Raw genomic sequence first — 23323 nt, 5'->3', positions numbered from 1 at the left:
ATAAATCAGTTGGTATACTGTTCGTATATACCAACATGAAGCAATTTGATATTTAACAATACTTCTTCAACAGTTTCCCAATCTTTATTGATGCAAAGATAGTGATCAATTAACCAGAAGTAGTGATTGATTAATCTCGGCAGCAGTAGACTTCTGTCGACAGACTCCTGTAATTCATTTTTAAGTGAAAAAATAGTCTGTTTTAATTTCCCGTATTCAATAGGCCGAAGCTCTCTCTTCACATTGAATACACCAAAGATAACGGCATAAACAGGAAGCCATTCGTTAAGCTCTCTGCCTGTATATCCCTTTTTCTTTACCTCCCCGACAAGCCTGGTAATAATGTCCGCTTCCAGCAGTTCAACATCGATAGCTTGTGGATCGATGAAAAAAGCTTCACGAAAAAAAACTTTCGAATTGCGGATTTTATCTACCATAAAGTAACAATCCGCCAGTTCAGCCAGGATCTGGGACGATTTGCTTTCCCTTCTTAGCGCTTTCTCCAGGGCTGCTATGGCTCTGTCATAATCACCAAGAGTTTTATGACAGCGTCCGATCCTGAGAAGGATTTCCGGTTCGGGATCCCTATCTCCTTCTCTAATTCTGGAGTAATACTTCAGCGCTGTCCTGAATATGCCCTGTTTAAGATTATATAAACCGTCTTCAAAGCAGTCCTGCAGGTTACAACCGAATTTATCCAGAAAAATAAGCCACTGTCTGACGAGAAACTCTCCCTTTTCAAAATCTTCCATGGAAGTTTCTAGTTTCTCGAAACGGTCAAGCCAGAACCTTGTGCACTTCAGAGCCGACAAAACAAGAGGGTTGTCATAATCGATAGAATGAGCTTCGTTTAATAGTTCAGCAGATTCTTCGATCGCACCATTTCTATAGGCCACGTAGACTCTATTTATGAGATCCGTGAGCCTGTTGCCATCCTGTTCAGTCTTATCCATCAGGCAGATAGCGTTCCTTCAGTCCGAAATTTTTCGTAACTCTTCTATTATACCCGTTCAGAGGAATTAGTCAACAAAACGGACTAATGCAGCTATATTACGGTAAAAGTGAAATGCTGGATATTTTAGTGAAAATCTGTTTAAATCATTAATATGAATGGAAAAAAATCTATATGTGCGCCTTCAATTCTCTCTGCCGATTTTACAAAAATCGATAGGGAAATAAAAAAAGCGGAAACGGCGGGAGCAATCTGGCTTCATCTGGATGTTATGGACGGACAATTTGTCCCCGAAATAACATTCGGTACAAAAATGGTCAATGATATCAGAAAAAAAACTGAGCTTTTTCTCGATGTTCACCTGATGGTTAACAATCCTGAAAATCTTGTTGTTCCCATGGTCAGAGCCGGTGCTGATGCTATAACTTTTCATGTAGAAGCTGTTGTTCACGCCCATAGAATAGTTCAATCGATTAAAAATGAGAACGTTTTATGCGGGATTTCAATTGTTCCGTCAACACCGGTTTCTCTGATAACTGAACTGTTATCAGAAGTCGATTTAATTCTCATTATGTCTGTTAATCCCGGATATGGCGGTCAGAAGCTTATCCCTTCAACTGTCGAGAAAATAAGACAACTCGATCACTTCAGAAGAGAACATAATCTAAATTACAAGATTTCGGTTGATGGAGGAGTAAACAGAAATACGGTTTCACTCGTCAAAAAGGCCGGTGTAGATGTTTTTGTCGCAGGATCAGCTTTTTTCAATTCTGAAGATCCTGCAGAAGAATTAAAGGTGCTCGAAACTATATAGTTAAGCACTGCCGTTGCCGAAAAGATAATAGAGGTCTCTTAAATGTTTGTAGATGCTGGACATAAAAAAATACTTTTTTTGTTTTTCCTGACTATTGTCACTTTTTCTATTTTCCCTTCAGAAGAAGATAGAATCCTTTTTGAGAAAGGTAAAACCTATTATGGGAACGGCAAATATCTTGAAGCTTTGTATTTCTTTAATGAACTGATTGATTCGGGATCCGAACAATACGCAGGAGATGCCTGGTTCTGGACCGCAAAATCCTATATGGCTGCAGGCGAATTGGAAGATGCGAAAAACAGTCTTGAGTTTTTTCTTCTGAATTACCCGAGAAATAATAATTACAGTGAAGGGTACTATTATAAAGGAAGGTTGCTCTTTCTGGAAAAAGACTATGACAAATCCGTTGATTTGTTTAATCGCTTTATAAGATCCAGCCCTTTTTCCCCTTTTGTTTCCAATGCTTATTACTGGATCGGTGAATGCCTTTACAATACGGGCAATTTCGATGAAGCTCTGGCAATGTTCAAAAAAGTTGTTAGCGATTATCCGGCGAGTTATAAATTCGAAGCCTCTAATTACAAAATTTCTCTCATAGACTTTAGATTCCGGGAAGAGGAGCTTCTTCAATTAATAAGGTGGAGCCATGAAGAATCGCTCAAAGAACTGGAAGAATACAGAAACAGAGAAAAAAATTATCTTCAGACGATCAAAGCCTATCAGGAACGGATAATCGATATGGAGAGTGGTTCTTCCGGTGCAGATTCGCAGACTCTTGAAAGGTTGTCAGAAGCGGCTTTAAAACTGGAAAACTATTTAGAATCTCTACAGGCAAAGGAATTATCGGGAGAAAATGAACAGGCTGAGGAATAAAAAAAATAAAATCGTTCTACTGCTTCTCATATTCTCCTTTCCCTTATTTTCAGTTGAAATTGCCGGAGAAAATCTGACTTTCGATTTTCTAGAGAGCAGCGGGTATTTCAAGCTGTTCTGGACAGGTAATGAATATACGGAATCACTTTTAACAGAGGAATCACCGGAATCTACTAATTTTTCTGTATACGAAGATGATGAGCTGTATATTCTTGGCGGATCATCTCATTTCAAGAAAACATTCAATCCCGGCGAGAACGGTGGAACCTTTATCTGGCGATCAAAGAAGTTAATAGTGCGTCAGGAGCTTTCTTTCCTGTCTCCCGATTCCGTCACCATGGGATTTTCAATTTCAAATGCTTCTGAAACGCCAGTGAATACAGGTTTAAAGATCCTTCTGGATACTGTATTTGAGGCTGAAAACCGTTTTCTTTTTTCAGAGGATGAGATTCAAAACTACGTAAACAGTGAGTATGAAGTTGAATCGTCAAAATCCTTTGATTATTGTATTTCCGGTCTGATTGACAGGGATAGAAAAAAGGCTCTTATGGTTCTCGTGCAAAATACAAGCCCTGATAAGATTGTAGCTGCGAACTGGAGCCGTTTGAATGAAGCTGACTTTCAATACCGAGCAAATATCGGAAGAAGTTTTACCAGCGCTCCTTATTCTAAAAACGACAGTGCTATCATGTTTCTTTACTTCCCCAGAAACCTTCTTCCCGGAAACACGCTTGCGGTATCTCTTATTCTGAGAGCTGTAGACACAGCTGATTCACAGGATTCGGTTTCTATAAACTTAAAGGATGAATCTCCTGAATCTACAGAAACACAAACTATATCTACTACTGTCAATGAAGTTGAGACGTCTGAGGCTTCTGAAACTTTGCAGCAGAATCAAAGAGGTGGAAAAAAAACTTTCCTGGTACAATCTCTTGTTAAAATAAAACAAATCAGGGATATTATTGATTCACTGTCAAATCCAGGAATGCTGACAGACAGCACTCTGGACTATCTTGAAAAGTTAATGGAAGAACTGGAAAAATTGAACGCCGATGAAAGTGCAGAATAAAGATCTTAAGAAAGCATACAGATTAATTCGTTCTGGGAAATACCCTCAGGCTATTCGGTTTCTGGAGCCGAAAGTGCCTTTATATCTTGAAGACGAACTATTCTATTTCCTTCTCGGTATCTCATGTCTGCACACAAGAGACCTTGGAGGATCGGAGTTCTATTTCAAACGCAGTCTTCAGGTAAACAATGAAAATATTGAATCAAGACTCTATCTTGCCGCGGTCAATCTGAAAAAAAAGGACCAGGCAAACGCCGCAAGACTGTGGCTTAATGTTCTTGATCTGGAACCGGATAACCGGCTGGCACGAAAAGGGTTGGAAACTCTTAAAAAAATAAAAAGTACTTCAGAACTTGAAGAATACATAACTTCTAATAAGTTCTACAAATTAACTCCAAAGATGAAAGGATTTCATCCTCTTTTAAAACAGTTTATGATTATTATGACTCTGATAGTCGTCGTGGCAGCCGGAAGTTTTGCTTTATATCCTTATATAAAGGTCGATAAAAATATTCGAGAGCAGGCTGTCAATCTTTCACTTGATAATTACATCGGCCCCTTGATCAATATGGATGGAAATTTTGTTTTCCAGATGACCGGAGATGAGATAAAAAGCCTTTTTAAGTCTGCCGTAGAAGATTTTCACAATTTTGATGATAATTCACTGCAGATGAAAATCAACAAGATAAAAATGTCAAATGCCTCTGATGAACTAAAGAGTAAGATCTCTCTCCTGGAGAATCTGATCGAACAACCAAATATGGTGACATTGAAAACCAATTTCAATTACCGGCAAGTTGCAGAAAACCCTTTGCTTTACAGAAACTGTTATGTTCTCTGGACAGGCAGGATAACCAATATCAGTTACGAAGAAGACAAAATTAAACTCGATTTGCTAGTCGGTTATGAAGAGGAAAAAATCCTTGAAGGTATTGTGAGTGTCGAGATTCCTTTTGAAACTTCTCTTAACGAATCTGTGCCTATGGAGATCCTGGGACAAATCCGGAACTTAGGCGGAAAAATCGTATTGACAGCTGTCTCTGTCAGATCCATTATTAAATAAATCGACGAAACATACGTTAAGTTGTAAAATAAGCTTGCTCATCAAACTTGATACGTTTATTATCTTTATTGAAGCGACAAGGTTAATAGGCTCGTTTGTTATATCGGGAGGGATATATGGCAAAAAAATCAACAGAACAGATAACCAAAATATCGGACCAGGAAGGGAAAAGCAAAGCAATTGAAGCAGTTCGGCTTCAGATAGATAAAGAATACGGTAAAGGCTCTCTTATGAGAATGGGAGATAAGCTTGACCTTCAGATCGAAACCATACCTTCAGGTTCAATTCTTCTCGATGAAGCCCTGGGAGTTGGTGGATACCCTAAAGGCAGAATTATCGAGGTTTACGGTCCGGAATCTTCAGGAAAAACGACGCTGGCTCTTCATGCTATAGCGGAAGCTCAGAAAGCGGGAGGAATCGCCGCCTTTATTGATGCCGAGCATGCCCTTGATCCTGTCTACGCAAAAAATCTAGGTGTTAATATCGATGAGTTATGGGTTTCACAGCCTGATACGGGAGAACAGGCTCTTGAGATTGCCGAATCTCTTGTAAGGTCAGGTTCTGTAGATATCATAATTGTTGACTCCGTTGCTGCGTTAACACCCAGAGCTGAAATTGAAGGGGAAATGGGTGATTCTCATGTTGGACTCCAGGCACGACTTATGAGTCAGGCGTTAAGAAAACTCACATCCATTATTGCCAAGTCCAGTACCTGTCTGATTTTTATAAATCAGATCAGAATGAAAATAGGTGTTATGTTCGGAAATCCCGAAACAACAACCGGTGGAAAAGCTCTGAAATTTTATTCTTCACTCAGGATTGAAGTCCGTAAAATTGAGACTATGTCCAAAGGAACCGAAGATGCCATTGGAAACAGAGTCCGCGTAAAAATAGTTAAAAACAAAGTAGCTCCTCCTTTTAGAAAAGCTGAACTGGAGATTATATTCGGGAAAGGCTTATCCGGTGAAGCCAGCCTTATCGATGGTGGATTGAAATACAATCTTCTTCAGAAAAGCGGAAGCTGGTATTCTTATAAAGATGAAAGAATTGGTCAGGGCCGGGAAAACGTTAAGACCTATTTACAGGACAATCCTGAAATATTCAAAGATCTGGAAAACAGACTGAGAGAAATTATTTTCCCATCCAAAAATGGTGATGCAGAAAAGTTGCCGGAGAAGAAAAAGGCAGCAGAAAAACCTGTTGTTATTGAAGACGTTTGATTTGATTCGATACGAGGTGTAGATTTTACACCTCGTTCTTTGATTAATTCAACGGGGCGTAGAGCTGTACTGTTTTACTTTGAATCGATATAATTATGTTTTTGTATGATATACTGGGAGATAAGTTATTATGGAAACTCAGAAGGAAAGCAGACAGAAGTACAAGCTGGATCACTTTGAAGGTCCTCTGGATCTTCTACTCTTTTTAATCCGAAAAAATGAAGTCAATATATACGATATCCCAATACATGAAATTACCGAACAGTATATTGAATATCTTAAATATGCAACCCAGGTAGATCTGGAAAATATCACAGAATTTTACGTGTTGGCCTCAACGTTGTTATATATTAAATCCCGGCTTTTACTGCCGGTGGAAATAAACCTTGATGATGAGGTTGAAGATCCGAGGCAGGAACTGGTTGCAAAACTGATTGATTATCAGAAATTTAAAAAGCTCTCAGAACTGATGACAGATAAAGAGAAAAAAAGTGAATGGGTTATAGAAAGAAAGAAAACTCAGAAAATACTCCCTTTTGCGGAAGAAGACAATCTTTGGGAAGAAATCGAAGTCTGGGATCTTCTGAAGAGTTTTTCGCATGTAATGAAAAATTTCAATTCTGAAAGAATCGTTAATTTGTATGAAGAAGTTTCTGTAAATGAAAAAATCACACTGATAAATGAATTGCTTGAAAAAAAACCTGAATTTTATTTTAATGAACTGATAATAAATCCTGACTCCGTTATGGAAGTCATCTGCGCCTTTCTCGCCATACTGGAAATGGCTAAGAGCAGTAATATCGCATTTTATCAGAATCGACTTTTCGGAGATATTAAAATTACAAGATTTGCAGGGGATATCAGCAATGGAGCTCAGTAAAGAAACTGCAATTATTGAATCGATTATTTTTCTGGAGAATGAGCCTGTATCTTTGAAACAGCTGGTCCGGGTCAGTGAACTGGCGGAAAATATCATAGTTGAAGCGCTGGCAATCATAAAAGAGAAATATACAGAGAGTTATCATGGAATAGAGTTGGTTGAGATTTCCGGAGGTTTTACATTTTCTCCAAAAGAAGAGCTTTGGAGTATACTGAAAGATCATTATGGAAAGAAGAATGATGAAAAACTTTCCCGGGCAGCTATGGAAACTCTTTCGATAATCGCGTATTCTCAGCCATTAACAAAAACTGAAGTGGAAAATATCCGGGGAGTTTCCGCTGACAATATGATCAGGTTACTGATAAGAAAGGGGCTTGTTAAAGAGGTCGGGAAAAAAGATGTACCGGGAAAACCTCTTTTATATGGAACGACGAGTGAATTCCTGAAAGCATTCCGTTTGAACAGTATCGCCGATCTTCCTAAATTAGATGAACAGGATAGAGACAGGTTCGAATTAAATGGATAATGAAAAAGTAAGATTGCAATTATATATGGCCCGATGCGGAGTTGCTTCGAGGCGAAAATGTGAAGAGATTATTTCACAGGGGAGAGTCTCCGTTAACGGATCCGTGGTCATTCAGCCAGGAACAAAAGTTGATGACGATGACAGGGTAACAATGGATGGGAGGTTGATAAAACCTACCAGAAAAAATATTTATATCGCCTTGCACAAACCTTCAAAATTCCTTTGCTCAAATGAAGATCCCGATGGCCGATCTCTGGCAATAGATCTCATTTCACCGGTGATAAAGCAGCGTTTGTTCAATGTCGGAAGACTGGATTACTTAACATCCGGTCTCATTTTTTTTACTAATGACGGTGATTTCGCAAAAAAAATGACCCATCCATCCTCTCATGTAGAAAAAGAATATGTCGTTACAACGAAAAAAGAAATCCCCGAAGAACTGATGGAAAACTTCAAAAAGGGCATTTATGTCGGTGGTGAGTTTTTTAAAATGAAAAGCTACAAGTTAAATGGAACAAATTCTGTGAACATAGTTCTCGAAGAAGGTAAAAACCGTGAGCTCAGGAAAGTTTTTCAATCGCAAAATATTAATGTCAAAAAGGTTCATCGCATCAGAATCGGAAATGTCAAACTGACAGGAATCAATTCAGGACATTTCAGGCATTTATCGGAACGTGAGATTAAATCTTTATTACGGGACAGTTCCAGCAAAAATGGAAAATACAATAATAAAGGGAACAGGCACAATATCAAATGATCGTGGCAATTGATGGTCCGGCAGGAGTCGGAAAAAGTACAATTTCTTCGAAGATTGCCAGAGACAATGGCTTCTTCAATTTGAATTCCGGTAATTTTTATCGGGCGATTACAAAGTACGCACTGAATAATGACATAGATTATAATAATGAAGATGAGCTTATAGCGGGAGCTGAAGCTTGTAACTTTAAAATCGAAGAGGGAAGACTTTATCTCAATGAAGTAGATGTGGAAGATGATCTTCATACAGATCAGATAGATTCTCTCGTCGCACAGATCTCAGCGGTTGTACCGGTTCGTCATATAGTCAATGAAAACTTGAGACGTATTGCCCGTTCCATGGACCTGGTCGCAGAAGGCCGCGATATGACTACAGTTGTTTTCCCCCATGCTGAAATAAAAATATTTCTGGATGCCAGTCCTGAGATTCGGGCAAAGAGAAGAAAAGACCAGGGTGTCAGTGATCGCTCTTTTGAAGAAATAGTCGAAAGCATAAAAGAGCGGGACAGGATAGACAGGAATAAAAAGGAAGGCAGCCTCATTATTGCCGGGGACGCTTTATATTTGGATACTTCTGACTTGACCATTGAAGAAGTATGTGAGAAAGTAACAGAGAAAATTAATGATAATCGTTTAAAAAGTCAGGAGAACGGTACAAGTATGGCAGAGATGGACGCAAAAACATTAGACAGCAACCAACAGGAACTTCAGGAAGAATACCTGAAAGGGCTGGAAAGCCTTGAAGAAGGACAGCTCGTTGACGGAGAGGTCATTCAGGTAGATTCCGATTATGTTTATATAGATATTGGTTACAAATCTGAAGGGAAAATACCTGTAGAAGATTTTGATAATGTTCCCGCAACTGGAGAAACAATCAGTGTTGTCCTTGTGAAAAAGGAAGGAAAAAACGGAGATATCGTTGTTTCCAAAAAGAAAGCTGATTCAAAAGTAATCTGGAAGAAACTGAAAGACGCATTTCAGGACAAAACACCTGTTGAAGGTAAAATTGTAAAGAGCATTAAAGGTGGATTTGAGGTCGACTTCGGAACAGAGTTCCGCGCTTTTATCCCCATATCAAAAGTAGATATTTCCAGAGTTGAGAATCCTGAAGAATACATCGGCCTGAAGAGCATGTTTCTTATTGAAAGACTTTATAATGAAAAAAGAGTCAATATTGTTGTTTCCAGAAGAGAATGGCTCGAAAAAGAAATTGAAGGCAAAAGAAATGAGTTTTTTGAGAATGTGAAAATCGGTGATGAAGTTACCGGTATTGTTAAAAGCTTCACTTCATTCGGTGCTTTTATTGACCTCGGTGGTTTTGACGGGTTGCTTCACATAAATGATATGAGCTGGGGTCATGTAACAAGACCCAAAGATTTTGTTAAGAAAGATCAGGAAATCAAGCTTAAAGTTATCAGACTTGAGCCTGAAGACAACAAAATTAACCTTTCACTTAAGCATTTTACTGAAGATCCCTGGTCTACATTTGAAAGCAGATACAATGTTGAAGATGTCGTTAAAGGGAAAGTTACCAAACTGACTGACTTTGGCGCATTTGTTGAAATAGAAGAGGGTATCGAAGGTCTGGTTCATATCTCGGAACTTTCATGGGTTAAAAGAATTAAACATCCTCAGGAAGTTCTCTCCATTGGAGATGAGGTTGAAGTTATGATTCTGGGTTATGATATACAGCAGGGAAGAATTTCTCTCGGTATCAAACAGGTCATGCCCAACCCCTGGGATTCGATTATTGATGAATATCCCGTAGGAAAGGTCTTAAAGAGAACCGTTAAAAAGATAACTAACGCCGGTGCGTTTATTGAGCTGGAAGAGGGTATCGATGGATTTCTCCATGCTGACGATATGTCCTGGACCAGAAAAATAAAGAATATATCTTCTGTTCTTAAAGAAGGCGAAGAAGTAGAGGTTTCTGTAATTGGAGTCGATCCTGAATCCAGAAGAATCTCTCTTGGAGTAAAACAGCTTTCACAAGATCCATGGGAGACACTTGAAAACAGCTATCCCCGCGGTAGCGTGATAGAAGGTGAAATAACGAATAAGACTGATTTCGGTCTTTTTGTAAAAGTTCCCGGAGATATTGAAGGCCTGATTCATAAAAACAATCTTACAGTAAATCGCGATGACGATCCGGAAGAGATCCTTGCGAAATTTAATGTCGGAGATAAAATAACAGCGGCTGTTACCGAGATTAATCCTTCCAGACAGAGACTGTCTCTTTCTGTGAAAGAATTAAAGCTCAGGGAACAGAAAGCTGAGATTTCCAAGTATATGCATGAAGAGGAAGAAGATTCCACTTTTACACTTGGAGATATGATTAACAACGATTAATCCGATTTTAACTGATGTTTAAAGATCAGATTGACATAAAGAGATTTAACACCTTAATAGAAATTAATAGCTTTATTAATTCAAATTATACAGATGTTAAATCTCTTCTTACTCAGATTCTTGAATCTGCCAGTAAGCTTACAGGGGGAGATGCATCATCTCTCCTTTTAGTTGATAGAGAAACGAATGAGTTGTTTTTTGAGATTGCTCTCGGGCCGAAAGGTTCGGAAGTAAAGAAATTTTCCGTGAAAATGGGAGAGGGTATTGCCGGATGGGTAGCTCAGAACAACCGTTCTCTTATTGTCAATGATGTCGAAGAGGATCCTCGATTTTTCTCTAAAATAAGCGAAAAAGTTGGCTATGCCACAACCTCCATACTGGCTGTTCCCATGCGAGTCAAGGATCAGTGTGTCGGTGTTATTGAGGTTATAAATAAAGAGTCCGGACGTTCCTTTACAGACGAAGATCTTGAATGGCTCGAGATCTTTTCTACACAGGCTGGTCTTGCTTTCCAGAATGCAAAACAATACCAGCAGATGAATAAGGAGCTTTTTAAACTCAAAGGACAGATTCAGACGAGTCAGTATCATCCTTTCGTCTATAAAAGCGGGATAATTGATGAAAAACTGGCAATTGTCAAAAAAATCGCACAATCCTCATCACCAATTCTCATAAGTGGAGATAGCGGCACCGGGAAAGAATTATTTGCGGAACAGATACATAAATATAGTCTTAGAAGCGATTTAGCTTTTATCAAAGTAAATTGCGCAGCCATTCCTGAGAACCTTATAGAAAGTGAGTTATTCGGCCATATAAAAGGCGCTTTTACAGATGCGGTGACAGACCATACCGGTCGATTTGAGTTGGCTGACAAAGGGACTATTTTCCTGGATGAGATAGGAGAGCTGCCTATATCGATGCAAGCCAAGCTTCTTCGTGTTATCCAACATGGATCTTTTGAGAAGGTGGGGTCTAACGCTTTAGTAAAGGTCGATGTGAGGATTATCGCCGCGACGAATAGAAATCTTACCGAGGAAGTACGCCTCGGACATTTCCGTGAGGATCTTTTTTACAGACTTAATGTTCTACCTCTCGAGATTCCTCCACTGAAGAAAAGAAGAGAGGATATTCTCCCGTTGGCTGAATACTTTTTGAAAAAATTTAACATAAAAAATAATAAAAATATCAAAGGCTTTTCTTCTTCTTCTGTAGAAGCTATGTTATCATACTCTTGGCCCGGAAACGTCCGAGAATTGGAGAATTCTGTTGAAAGGGCTGTGATAATTGCTACTTCGGATGTTGTATATCCCAAAGATCTGCTTCTTCCCAATCAGGATGAAGATCCGGAAGATAAATATTCCGATAGCACCTTGAAAGATGCTGTTAATCTGTTCAAAAAAGAGTTCATTCAAAAGACTCTTAAGGATTTCTCGGGTAATCAGACAGAAGCCTCCGATTCTTTGGGAATACAGAGAACTTATCTTTCTAGATTAATAAAAGAACTTGATATAAAACGTTAGGAGAATTCAAAAGTGTCACACCATAACACTGAACTAAAAAAGACTGCTTCCGATAAGGTAGCTGAATTCATTAGCAATAACAGAACAGTATTGTGGATCAGCCTTGCTGTTCTTATTGTTGCTATAGTCGTATTTGCTGTAATCGACAATAATATACAGAAAAAAAGTGATCTGTATTCGGATATGATCGCTGAACTTCAGGATGATTATCAGAATGTTTATTCTGCATCAGAAGAAGAAAAAGAAACTCTTGAGAATGCATTTCTTGAAAAAACAGGAGAAATTATCAGTCAGGATAAAGCCAGTATTCTTGTAGAAAAAGCATTATTCTATCGCGGTCAGTTATATCTTCAGCAGGAAGAATGGGTTTCAGCTGCTGATGACTTTAAGAAAATTGCGGAAATCTCACCGGACAGCTATCTTGCTTCTGTTTCCCTGTACAACGGAGCTTCAGCTCTCGAGAATAATGGTGATGTAGAAGAGGCTTTATCTCTGCTGAATGTCATTTCTGAAAAATACAGGAGCGAATCTCCAATTCTTCCTGAAACACTTTTCAACATTGCAAGACTGAATGAAAAACTCGGAAAAGCCGAAGATGCCATAACTGTTTATGAAGATCTGGAAAAATCCTATCCTTCGAGCAGTTGGACAAATTTAGCTAAAACCCGTATAATTTCATTGAAAGCTTCAGGGGTATCTCAGTAAGTTATTTTAATATCCAACCCCTGATTATGGGGTTGCTATGAGTGAAAAAATCAAAAAAAGGCCCAAAGTATTCGAACCGCAGTTTTTCGGACTTATACTTGGGGCCTTTATTTTTATACTGTTTGTTTTTGTCGCCCGTTTTACCGAGCTTGACAATCGGTTTGAATTGAAAATGCTCGATATGCATTTTTATCTTAAGTCAACTTTCAGAAAAATTTCCACCCAGGAAGGCGTAACCCAGGAACAGAGGAATCCGAATATCTCTCCGGATATTTTAATTCTTGGAATTGATAATAAAAGTCTGAATGATTTCGGAAAATGGCCTTTTCCAAGATACCGAGAAGCTGATCTTGTTAATTCTTTTGCTAGAATTCAGGAGCAGAATCAGAGAGAAAGTTCTCTTTTCCTTGATATTTTCTTCAATGATCCTGATTCTAGAGCTATCGATGACGTTCTTCTTATTGATGCTATACAGAACAGCGGGCGTGTTTATCTCGAAACCGTTCTCGATTATTACCCTAAAGAAAAAGAGCTTTCTGATGAAATGTTTTCCAGGCAGGATTTATTGATAAGCCGATTCGGCATGGTAGAAAATATCGTCGGTGATATCAATCAGATTGATGAATACTACAGCACAGAACCGCCGCTGCGTCCTTATGGGAACGTTATCGCCGGGATAGGGCATGCTAATTTTTTTGAAGATTACGATAAAAAATACAGAAAACAGAAAATGATTGTCCGATCCAGTAAAGAGTTGGAGCAGATTCGACTGGATTTATTAACTGAAAATTTTACTCTGAACAGGGATAATTATGAGCGTCTCGCATGGATTGATAAAAAGGGTATTTCTCATAATATTGAAATGCCTTTGACCGAAAGCAGTTTGAAGTCTCTTGAAGCTGAGATGGAAAGAAATGCTCCGATCAAAACAGAAGATACAGACAATGACGGGACACCGGATGACAGCTATTATATCGTCCGAAAATATGAAGACAGGTTTATACCTGCCATAACTCTCGTCCTGGCTTTAAATTATTTTAATAGAGAGTTGAGTGATCTTGAAGTTGTACTGGGTGAGCACATCAAAATTCCCAATCCTCAGAAATTCAATACGGAAACAGGAGAATGGGAACAGTATTACATTGTAAAATCATACGCCGAATATGATGAAAACAACAATCTGTTAAAAGATGCGGAAATTGAGTTATTTGATGAAATAGTCATACCTATAAATGAAAAAGCGGAGCTTCTTGTCAACTTTATGGGCCAGGGATCAGACCCCTCGAGAGGGGGACAACAGACTTTTCCCGTCAGACCTTTCTCCGGTTATGCCGCGAGAGTCCCCGGTCCCGACAGTTCTTCATGGCCCCGTACGAAAGCTGTTGATAACAAGATTCTCATGTGCGGTGCATTCGCTTTGGGACTTGACCAGAAGACAACTCCATTCGGCTTGATGTATGGTGTAGAAGTTCATGCGAATGCGCTCAATACAATTATCATGGATCAGTTTCTCCATGAACTGCCATGGTATTATAATATGCTTATTCTTTTCGCCGCAGTAATGATCATAGCCTTTGTTACTTCGAAGCTCAGTACTGGCTTTTCTCTCGCTATTACCATATTACTCGAGATGGGAATGCTGCTGGGTTTTACCTTCATTTTCGAAATGAATAATCTCATTATTAATTTCACAGGCCCGGCAATAGGTATGGTTTTTACCTTCATCGTTGTCGTCGTGTATAGGGTTATCACGGAAGAAGGAGACAAAAGACGGATCAAAGATATGTTCGGTAAATACGTCAGTCCCATTGTTGTCGATCAGATGATGGAAAATCCTCCGGAACTGGGTGGTGTGGATTGTGAAGTAACTATATTCTTCTCTGATATACGTAGTTTTACATCTCTGTCGGAAACGATGTCTCCTCAGGAACTGGTTGAGTTATTAAATCTTTACCTTACAGCAATGACTGACTGTATTATGGAATTTTACGGCACGCTAGATAAATATATCGGAGATGCGATCATGTGTTTTTGGGGGGCTCCTTTACCACAGGAGAATCATGCTCTGCTTGCCTGTAAATGCGCTGTTCGTCAGCTGGAGCTATTGAAAGAATTAAACGCCACGCTACCTGAAAACAAGCAGATTCATATCGGGATCGGTTTGAACTCCGGTGTGCCGACTGTTGGGAATATGGGTAGTGAAGGGCGAATGAATTATACCGTTATGGGAGATGATGTTAACCTGGCATCCCGTCTGGAAGGTACCAACAAACAGTATTATACGGAAATTATTATCAGTGAAAAAACCTATGATCTGATAAAAGATTCCGGAGCGATTACCCGGGAACTTGATGATATCAGGGTCAAAGGTAAACGCAAACCTGTTAAAATATATGAGCTGTTGGGATTTGAAGAATAATAATTCATTGAATACATAGCCTCTAAGCTGTATATTGGATATGTTTAGAGGCTATATGAAAACAGTCACTTTTAATACTATGTTAATAATTTTTATCTCTATTTTATTTATCACATCATGCGGATTACCTTCATATTCCGTTGTTGAAGCGCCTATAAAAACATCAACAGATTCAGAAACTGTTCTTGTGAGTTTTGCAGCGCCGTCTGATCATTCCAATATCAGCGGTTATGAAGTTTATTACAAAATCTATCCTGCAAGCAATGAGACGGAAATTAAATCAGATAGAGAACAATTCAATATATCAAATAGTAGCTATACCTTTGAGTTCGGTTCAAAAAAACCACTTTCTCTCGGTTTCAGAAGATTACAGTATGGAGAATTATCCGGTAATACTTTAGAGCCTCAGGATGTTTTTCTCTCGATACCTTTAATTTCCAATGATATTACTGCTCCAATCAATTTACAGGAAAATGATGAGTTGGAAATCAATTTCAGTTCAACTGATGGGAGAATAATCATTAACGGCACAACGGTTTGGTATCCTTTAAGGTATATTAAGGATATTGACGGAAATCTTAAAACATTCAGCAGTAACAGTGGTGATATTGAAGGTGATGATGATGCCAACGGCGTAGAAAGCAGCACACCATATTCTATAAGTTTTGTTGCGTTTTCCTATGTTTCAGCTATAATAAGTACATATCAAAGTAGTGTACCTGTTTTCTTAGGAACCATATCAAGGTAACAAATAAAAAAGGAATAGTAAAATGGATCATCACTTGCTCAACATCGTGTTAATTTACTTTTTAAGTGCCACAATTGCCGCTACCATCAGTGTTTTCATTTTAAAAATGAGATTCCTGGGGCGTTTCTGGGGAGCATTTGTTCTGGCACTTGTCGGGGCATTTATCGGCGGTGCAATGGGTTCGGTTCTTCCGATCATATTCAGCAGGGTTCTGCATCTTTTTCTTCCATCAATTTTCATATCATTTCTCTTTCTGCATTTCTTTAAATGGCTTAGCGTATTAGAGGATTATTAATATTTTTTGACGATAAGATAAAAGTTCTTTATATATCCAAAGTCTTAAATCGTCATTTAACACTTCCGATAATATATATTCTGTCTACTTAGAAATATGTCTTAATAGGTCCCTATTGACCTTAACAATAAATCCCAATTAGATTGAACTATGGATAAAACAAAAGACGCCTTCGAAGAATTATATAATGTCATAATAAAGCTTAGAGGACCTGACGGTTGTAACTGGGATAAAGAACAAACACCCAGTTCGCTTAGATCAGATTTAATTGAAGAAACTTACGAGTGCATTGAAGCTATTGATGATAAAGATTACAAACATACTAGTGAAGAGCTGGGTGACCTATATCTCCTGGTAACGATGTTGGCTTATATGCATGAACAGGAAGGTCTGTTTACAGTAAGAGAAACGCTTCAGGGAATCAGTGAAAAGCTCATAAGGAGACACCCTCATGTCTTTGGTGAAAGCAATGCTCAAACGCCGGATGAGATAATAAAACAATGGGATGAAATCAAAACAGAAATTGAAGGTCGGAAACCGAAAGATTCTGTTCTCGATAAGATTTCCGGAGGGCTCCCTCCCCTTGAAAAAGCTTTTATGATACAAAAAAAGGCTGCAAAAGTCGGTTTTGACTGGCAGCATATAAATGATATTTGGAGCAAGGTTCACGAAGAAATAGATGAGGTTCAAACAGCCGCTCAGGAAAGCATCGATGAACTGGAAAAAGAAATCGGTGATTTGCTATTCGCCGTTGTAAATATAGCCAGAGGTTACAAAATCGATCCGGCTGTTGCTTTGCAGAGAACGAATAACAAATTCACAAAAAGGTTTCATTTTATAGAAAGAATGATGAAAGAATCAGGTAAAGAACTGAATTCAGATAATTTCGAGTTGATGGATAGCCTTTGGGAAAAAGCTAAGACTTTTGAAAAGGAAGAGTGATTCTGAAAGTCGTTCCCCGGCCCGGTTCTGTTTCGACCGTAACATTTCCTTTATGGGCAAGAGCAATATGTTTCACTATGGATAACCCTAATCCCGTACCTCCTTTATTTTTGCTCTGTTGTCTGTTAATGCGGTAAAATCTCTCAAATATTCGTTCCAGTTGTTCCTTTTCCATTCCGACTCCATTATCGGTGACTTCTATTATTACCGAATTATTGTTTTCTTTTTTGCCTTTAATAACAACATGTGATCCTTCTCCGGCATATTTTATGGCATTAATAACAAGATTCAGCACAGCCTGTTCAATTAAAGTCGGACTCACGTGAATTGTCAGGGATTCATCACAAACAACATCAATTGATATTTTGGATTTTTCACTTTCAGTTAACACTGATGTATAAGCACTGAAAAGGATATCATAAAGGATAACTTCTTCTTTACATATATCAGTCCCTTTATCTTCTATGTTACTCAATATCAGGAGATCATCGATAATATTGGATATTCTTTTTGAATGCCGGCTTATGACATGTAAAAACTGTTCCACCCTTTCTTTGTCATTAATGGCTCCATCCATAAGTGTTTCGACAAAACCGCTTATCAGTGTTACAGGCGTTTTTAATTCATGTGAAACATTAGCGACAAAATCTTTTCGCATATTCTCCAGTTGTTTCACCCGGGTTACATCATGAAAGACAGTCAGAATTCCATCATATTCGTTTTCAGAAGTTTTAAGTGGAGTACTATGAATTTGATAATACTGATCCAGACCACGGTTTACGGCTAGAGTCTTTTCCTGAACCATTTTCAGCGCTAAAGAATCTTCTATCATCCGTATTATAGGATCATTATCTAGAAAATCTTTTATGCTATGACCTTTGCATATCTCTACACGACTCTGCAGCAAAGATTCTGAAGCGGGGTTTATCTCTTTTATAATCAGCTGGTTATCCAACAAAAGAACAGCATCTTCCATGCTGTTCAGCATCGCCTGCAATTCATTTTTCTGAAATGATTCTTTTTCTATAATTGTTTTTAATTGATCACCCATTGTATTTATCGATTTCTTTAGCTGAGATACTTCTTGAGGACCGGAGTCTGAAAGTTTGCGGGAGAAATCCCCCTTTGCATAAAAAGTTGTAATGTTTTTTATCGAGAGAATTGTTGAAGTGAATGTATTTGCAGATAATATGCTCAATAGAACGGTTATAATAAAAATAATGACACTGAACACAGCTATATCAGATAATGTTTTCACGAACTTATCTCTAATATGATCTATCGATATAGCTGTTCTGACTATGAGGTTTTTATCTCCGGGAGGTAGCGTAATATATAACATATGACGTGATAAGGTATTACTGTATCTTATATATTCTCCGACCTCACCGTTCATGGCATCAAGAACTTCCGGTCTTGTGCTGTGATTATCCATGATTCTGTAATTTTCATGTGTATCAGCCAGTACAGAACCGTCTAAAGCTATTATGGTCAATCGGATATTCAGATCTTCAAATATCCTTTCGGTAATTTCCTGGTACGGTTCAGGGGAATTATCAGAATTGACATCGATTAAATTTCGAATCAGTCTGGTTTCTTCTTTAAGAGATGTCCCGACTTCGTTATAGATAAAATCAGAGAGAGTTTTAATCGAAAATATTGAAATTGTCCCGATAGACAAAATAGCGATTGATAGAAGTATTAAAAGAGTATAGGAAAAAACAGAGAGTTTTTTCATCAGGGAGCAACCATCCTGTAACCGATTCCGCGTACAGTTTCTATAAAGCGTCCATAATCACCCAGTTTTTTTCTTATTCCGAGAATCTGTACATCGACTGATCTTTCGGTTACAGCATAGCCATCTCCTTTAACCGAATCTATTATCTGATTCCTTGAGTAAACGAAACCGGGATTTCTGGCCAGATATTCGAGAATAGAGAATTCAGTTACGGATAGGTGTATTTCTTTTCCATCCAGTTTGACTTCGTAACGATTGCTGTCTATCGAGATACCATGGATAAGAACTTCCTGGCTGTCAGTTTCTCCCTTAGATACGGCATTACGTCTCAATGCAGTTTTTACTTTTGCCAATAGAATCTTAGGCCTGAATGGTTTTGTGATGTAATCGTCAGCTCCCGTTTCAAGACCGTTGATGATATCTTCATCATCTGTTCTGGCCGTGAGCATAATAACTGGAATATCTTTAAGGTTCTGGTTTTTCTTCACACGTCGACAGACTTCGAAACCGTCAATCCCGGGCAGCATGACATCCAGAAGGATGAGGTCTGGATTTTCAATAAGAGCGAGCTCAACAACCCTTTCCCCTTTTTCTGATTTTGTTACAGAGAAGCCGGACATTTCCAGATTGAATGCGACCAATTCCCTAATATCATCATCATCTTCTACAATCAGAATCTTCTGCATCATATACCTCTGCTTTAATTAATTATAGAAACGCTAATAAACTACAAGGATTCTATAACAGTTTTGTTAATATTCTGTTAATTTTGAAAAAAATAAAAAACGTAGTAACATTATTCTTTTATAGATGTGTTTTATTGAGTATCGGAGACTGGAACTGATTTATGGCTATAGATGTTGAAGATTTTTACCGGAAATATGGACCGATGGTTTTGCGAAGATGCCGCTCTATTCTCAAAAATGAGGACGCAGCTATGGATGCAATGCAGGATGTTTTTGTAAAGATTCTTAAAAAGGAAAAGGAACTGAATAATTCCTCTCCCTCAAGCCTCTTATACATTACAGCGACTAATGTCTGTCTGAATATACTCAGAAAGTCAGAAAGAAAAGCTGAAGCATCAGATAATTCGATACTGGACATTATTGCAGGTTCGGATGATCCTGAAGAACGTGTTCTGAACAACATATTTCTTGATAAGCTATTCAAAAAAGAAAAACCATCGACCAGAACGATTGCAATGCTTCATTACGTCGATGGTTTTACTCTCGAAGAAACAGCAGAACAGGTTGGCATGTCTGTTTCCGGCATCAGGAAGCGATTGAGAGGCCTCCGTAAAAACGGATTGGAATTAAGGGAGGTATAATCTGTGAAAAATAAAGTTAATCATGAACTTCATTATGAACAGATCGCACTTGGGGAACTAAAACCGGAAAATGAATATGACAAGGATAAAATCCGGAGTATTGAAGAATCGAACCAAAAGATTCTGAAAGAATACCCGCCGGAGTTAATGGCGGCGCAGATAAAAATGAGAATGAACGAACCGAACCGGGACGCAGTACAGAATAGAAGAATATTCAGAAGAATCTATATTCCTCTTTCGGCTGCTGCTGTTTTTTTGCTTTTCATAGCAATTTACCCTGTTCTCTTTGAACGGACGGGAACTAACACCAGCATGGAAAGCGACACTGTGAGATTTAAAGGAAACGGCCCTTCTTTGTATATCTACAGAAATGAAAACGGTGAAACAGAATTGCTGGGAAACAACACAATTGTCAAAGAGAAAGATCTGCTTCAGATAAGTTATGACGCGCAGGGTGCCAGGTATGGTGTCATTTTCTCAATTGATGGCAGAGGTGCAGTCACACTGCATTTTCCCGGTAATATTTACTCCAGTACCAGGCTTGATTCCGGAGGAAAAGTTCTGCTCCCCTACTCTTACGAACTGGATAATGCGCCTTTTTTCGAAAGATTTTTCTTTGTCACTTCCGAACATGAGATAGATGCTTCGGTAATTATGGAAAAAGCCGGCCGTATTGCAAAAGGAAATAAATCAGAGATGCTTATTCTACCGGAAGATCAGCGTCAGCAGTCAATGATTCTGTTTAAGGAAGAGGTGGAATGATGAAAAATAAGTTATATATTTTACTGATATTTTCCATATGTTCAGCAGCGTGGTCTCAGGAAGAACCGGTCGGTTTGAGACGGTATGCCATATTTGCCGGCTCCAATAACGGCGGGGAAGAACGGGTTCAGTTGGAATATGCAGAAACAGATGCTATGGCTATGTATAGAGTTTTGTCGGAAGTCGGAGGATTATCCCCTTCCGATACAATACTCCTGAAGGATCCCGATGTTCGGGAGATCCGTGATGCTTTTTCACAAATACAGTCTAAAATATCAGAAAACAAAGAACAGAACAGGCGTTCCGAATTCATTTTCTATTATTCAGGCCATTCCGATGAAGCGGGTATACTGCCCGGAGGGAAGCTTTATGAATACAGCGAACTTCGGAAGAAAATTGATGCGATGGATACGGAAGTTAAAATTGCTGTTCTTGATTCCTGTTCTTCCGGTTCCTTTACGAGGCTCAAAGGCGGAGTTAAGAAAGCGCCATTCCTTATTGATGAATCTGTCGATACAAAAGGTCATGCCTTTCTCACTTCCAGCTCGGAAAATGAAGCCGCACAGGAGTCCGACTCTATTGAGGGCTCATATTTTACCCATTACTTAATAACAGCGCTCAGAGGAGCAGGAGACAGCACTCAGGACGGAACAGTTACCCTGACGGAAGCTTACAGTTTTGCTGCTGATGAAACTCTTGCCAGAACCACTTCGTCGATTGCCGGCGCGCAGCACCCCTCATACAGTATTAATCTTACAGGATCCGGAGATCTTGTCCTGACGGATCTCAGAGAAATTGTCTCTTCCATATCTATTGATAAAGAGATCGATGGACGTATTTTCTTCCGTGACAAATCTGACAGACTTGTCATTGAGTTTAGAAAAAGAGCCGGGATTCCTGTTTCCATATCCCTTCCGGGAGGTGTTTATAAGGTTCAGCTTGAAAATGAACGGGGTCTGTCTTCAGCTGAAGTTACAGTGACCAATGGTGAAACTCATTTGAATAACAGGGCATTTACAGGAGTTGATCGAACTTTTGCCAGAGTCAGAGGTGATGATATCCCGGAAAGCGAGCCTGAAAAGCCCGATTGGGATAATGTTGAAAATTCTCTTGAACAAAAGATGAAAGAGATCAGAAATATGATCGATGATAAATTCGGGATCATGGAAACAGAAGAAGAGAATCACGATTCCGTACAGGAGGATATTGTCGAAAACGTGGAATATAAAGTTTTCGGCGTCTCCTTTGCTCCCACAAGAGAAACAGCTAATGATGTTCTGAATCTATCATTGAGTTTTATAGGTAAGCCATATGCGCTTTACGGCGCTTCGATCGGATTTATGAATATGACCTATCAGGATGTTTACGGCGTACAGATAGGAGCATTGTCTAATCAGACCGGGCGGGATAATAATGGAGCATTGATCAGCAGCATTTTCAATATTACTAATAGAGACTTGCGGGGAGCAGCTCTTTCAGGTGTGTTCAACTTAACCAATGGTACAGTATACGGAATGCAGGGGGCCGGTGTATTCAATATCAGTTCTTACAGGTTGATGGGGTTTCAGACAGCTGGCGTATTCAATATTACAAAGAACTACTCTTATGGCGCACAAGCTGCCGGAGTCTTTAACATTACAGAAGGGACACTATCAGGTTTCCAGACTGCCGGTGTATTTAATATCGCGGGAGGACAGCTCAATGGAGCTCAGATTTCCGGTGTTTTTAATGTCGCTGACAATATTAATGGCGTTCAGATAGGACTGATAAATGTCGGGAAACAAGTAAATGGAATGCAAATTGGTTTAATAAATATCAGCGACGAAATTAAGGGATTACCAATAGGTTTACTGACCATTTCCAAAAACGGAATATTGGATTTCGGAGGATGGTATGAAAGTTCCGGTTTCATCTATACGGGGCTACAGACAGGCTCCAGAAATTTTTACAATTTTGCTTACCTCGCTTTGCCTTCCGATAGTGCAGTCTCAGTTTTTTCAGCCGGTATCGGAATCGGAGCCAGAATAAACCTGGGATCATTCTATATTGATATGGATACTTCCATTAAAAGTGTCGCCATCGGTTCTGATTACGGTGAGGCTTTAAAAAACACCTTTACGGCGGGAAATATAAATTCGGTTTACCCGAACGCAAGACTGTCTGCCGGATTAAAAATGTTCAGAGTTTTAAGTCTATATGGCGGATTATCTTTAGATATGCATATTCCGGGGGTTACAAATCGATCGGAGTATTTTCACAGTACGGAAAACCCGCTTATTCTGCATAACCCGGAAAACGGTGAGGATGTAATAGAGTTTCACCCTCATTGGTTTGGCGGATTAAAAATCAATTTCTAAAAAAAAGG

General features: G+C 38.9%; 21 protein-coding genes. 17 read left to right on the top strand and 4 right to left on the bottom strand.

Translation table 11 applies throughout. From position 1 onward, the window contains the following. Positions 1-5 precede the first annotated feature (5 nt). Positions 6-953, bottom strand: a complete 948-nt coding sequence (locus HNR50_RS02215) for a tetratricopeptide repeat protein (RefSeq protein WP_184743060.1) — start codon at positions 951-953, stop codon at positions 6-8. 153 nt (positions 954-1106) lie between these two features. Between HNR50_RS02215 and rpe the strand changes: the two genes are divergently transcribed. The 13 genes from rpe to HNR50_RS02150 all read left to right on the top strand — a co-directional run bounded on the left by rpe (position 1107) and on the right by HNR50_RS02150 (position 15894). After that, positions 1107-1766: a ribulose-phosphate 3-epimerase gene (rpe, locus tag HNR50_RS02210; RefSeq protein ID WP_184743057.1), complete on the top strand. Its 660-nt coding sequence runs from the start codon at positions 1107-1109 to the stop codon at positions 1764-1766. Positions 1767-1808: 42 nt separating this feature from the next. Further along, positions 1809-2639, top strand: a complete 831-nt coding sequence (locus tag HNR50_RS02205) for a tetratricopeptide repeat protein (RefSeq protein ID WP_184743054.1) — start codon at positions 1809-1811, stop codon at positions 2637-2639. Between the two features lie 337 nt (positions 2640-2976). Then, complete coding sequence (locus HNR50_RS02200) at positions 2977-3708, top strand: hypothetical protein (RefSeq protein WP_184743051.1); 732 nt, start codon at positions 2977-2979, stop codon at positions 3706-3708. 73 nt (positions 3709-3781) lie between these two features. Continuing rightward, positions 3782-4771 (top strand): tetratricopeptide repeat protein, encoded by a 990-nt coding sequence (locus HNR50_RS02195; RefSeq protein ID WP_184743048.1) that lies wholly within the window; start codon positions 3782-3784, stop codon positions 4769-4771. 116 nt (positions 4772-4887) lie between these two features. After that, positions 4888-5991, top strand: a complete 1104-nt coding sequence (recA, locus tag HNR50_RS02190; RefSeq protein WP_184743045.1) for a recombinase RecA — start codon at positions 4888-4890, stop codon at positions 5989-5991. Positions 5992-6121: 130 nt separating this feature from the next. Then, positions 6122-6871, top strand: a complete 750-nt coding sequence (locus HNR50_RS02185; RefSeq protein WP_184743042.1) for a segregation and condensation protein A — start codon at positions 6122-6124, stop codon at positions 6869-6871. Beyond that, complete coding sequence (gene scpB, locus HNR50_RS02180; protein WP_184743039.1) at positions 6858-7397, top strand: SMC-Scp complex subunit ScpB; 540 nt, start codon at positions 6858-6860, stop codon at positions 7395-7397. Before HNR50_RS02185 ends, scpB begins: the two co-directional genes overlap by 14 nt. After that, a complete protein-coding gene (locus tag HNR50_RS02175) occupies positions 7390-8154 on the top strand; it encodes a pseudouridine synthase (protein WP_184743036.1) in 765 nt (254 codons plus the stop codon). The genes scpB and HNR50_RS02175 overlap by 8 nt, the downstream gene beginning before the upstream one ends. Further along, a complete protein-coding gene (rpsA, locus tag HNR50_RS02170; RefSeq protein ID WP_184743033.1) occupies positions 8151-10502 on the top strand; it encodes a 30S ribosomal protein S1 in 2352 nt (783 codons plus the stop codon). Before HNR50_RS02175 ends, rpsA begins: the two co-directional genes overlap by 4 nt. A gap of 14 nt (positions 10503-10516) precedes the next feature. Continuing rightward, positions 10517-12022: a sigma-54-dependent Fis family transcriptional regulator gene (locus tag HNR50_RS02165; protein WP_184743030.1), complete on the top strand. Its 1506-nt coding sequence runs from the start codon at positions 10517-10519 to the stop codon at positions 12020-12022. A gap of 12 nt (positions 12023-12034) precedes the next feature. Further along, the gene (locus HNR50_RS02160) at positions 12035-12727 is read left to right on the top strand and encodes a tetratricopeptide repeat protein (RefSeq protein WP_184743027.1); all 693 of its coding nucleotides are present in this window, start codon (positions 12035-12037) and stop codon (positions 12725-12727) included. A gap of 37 nt (positions 12728-12764) precedes the next feature. Beyond that, on the top strand, positions 12765-15146 hold the full coding sequence (locus HNR50_RS02155) for an adenylate/guanylate cyclase domain-containing protein (RefSeq protein WP_184743024.1): 2382 nt from the start codon (positions 12765-12767) through the stop codon (positions 15144-15146). A 55-nt stretch (positions 15147-15201) separates the two neighbouring features. Continuing rightward, entirely contained in the window at positions 15202-15894 is a 693-nt protein-coding gene (locus HNR50_RS02150) for a hypothetical protein (RefSeq protein ID WP_184743021.1), read from the top strand. A gap of 54 nt (positions 15895-15948) precedes the next feature. Here the strand turns inward: HNR50_RS02150 and HNR50_RS02145 are convergent, their stop codons facing one another. Further along, positions 15949-16134 carry a hypothetical protein gene (locus tag HNR50_RS02145; protein WP_184743018.1) on the bottom strand — a complete coding sequence of 62 codons (186 nt, stop codon included), beginning with the start codon at positions 16132-16134 and terminating at the stop codon, positions 15949-15951. A gap of 205 nt (positions 16135-16339) precedes the next feature. On the opposite strand from HNR50_RS02145, the gene mazG reads away from it, so the two are divergent. Beyond that, entirely contained in the window at positions 16340-17131 is a 792-nt protein-coding gene (mazG, locus tag HNR50_RS02140; RefSeq protein ID WP_184743014.1) for a nucleoside triphosphate pyrophosphohydrolase, read from the top strand. Here mazG and HNR50_RS02135 read toward each other — a convergent pair. After that, the gene (locus HNR50_RS02135; protein ID WP_184743011.1) at positions 17106-18869 is read right to left on the bottom strand and encodes a sensor histidine kinase; all 1764 of its coding nucleotides are present in this window, start codon (positions 18867-18869) and stop codon (positions 17106-17108) included. The genes mazG and HNR50_RS02135 overlap by 26 nt on opposite strands. Then, on the bottom strand, positions 18869-19558 hold the full coding sequence (locus tag HNR50_RS02130; protein ID WP_343060067.1) for a response regulator: 690 nt from the start codon (positions 19556-19558) through the stop codon (positions 18869-18871). The genes HNR50_RS02135 and HNR50_RS02130 overlap by 1 nt, the downstream gene beginning before the upstream one ends. 158 nt (positions 19559-19716) lie before the next feature. On the opposite strand from HNR50_RS02130, the gene HNR50_RS02125 reads away from it, so the two are divergent. From HNR50_RS02125 to HNR50_RS02115, 3 genes are read left to right on the top strand one after another with little or no spacing between them, the layout of a single operon-like run. Further along, a complete protein-coding gene (locus HNR50_RS02125; protein WP_184743007.1) occupies positions 19717-20196 on the top strand; it encodes an RNA polymerase sigma factor in 480 nt (159 codons plus the stop codon). A 3-nt stretch (positions 20197-20199) separates the two neighbouring features. Continuing rightward, positions 20200-20958: a hypothetical protein gene (locus HNR50_RS02120; protein WP_184743004.1), complete on the top strand. Its 759-nt coding sequence runs from the start codon at positions 20200-20202 to the stop codon at positions 20956-20958. After that, positions 20955-23315, top strand: coding sequence for a caspase family protein (locus HNR50_RS02115; protein ID WP_184743001.1), 2361 nt, complete (start codon positions 20955-20957; stop codon positions 23313-23315). Before HNR50_RS02120 ends, HNR50_RS02115 begins: the two co-directional genes overlap by 4 nt. The last annotated feature ends 8 nt before the right edge of the window (positions 23316-23323 follow it).

Source organism: Spirochaeta isovalerica, from assembly GCF_014207565.1.
Classification (GTDB): Bacteria; Spirochaetota; Spirochaetia; order DSM-2461; family DSM-2461; genus Spirochaeta_F; species Spirochaeta_F isovalerica.
The sequence above is the reverse complement of the archived record's forward strand: the minus strand, read 5'-3'. Positions and strand labels throughout refer to the sequence as shown.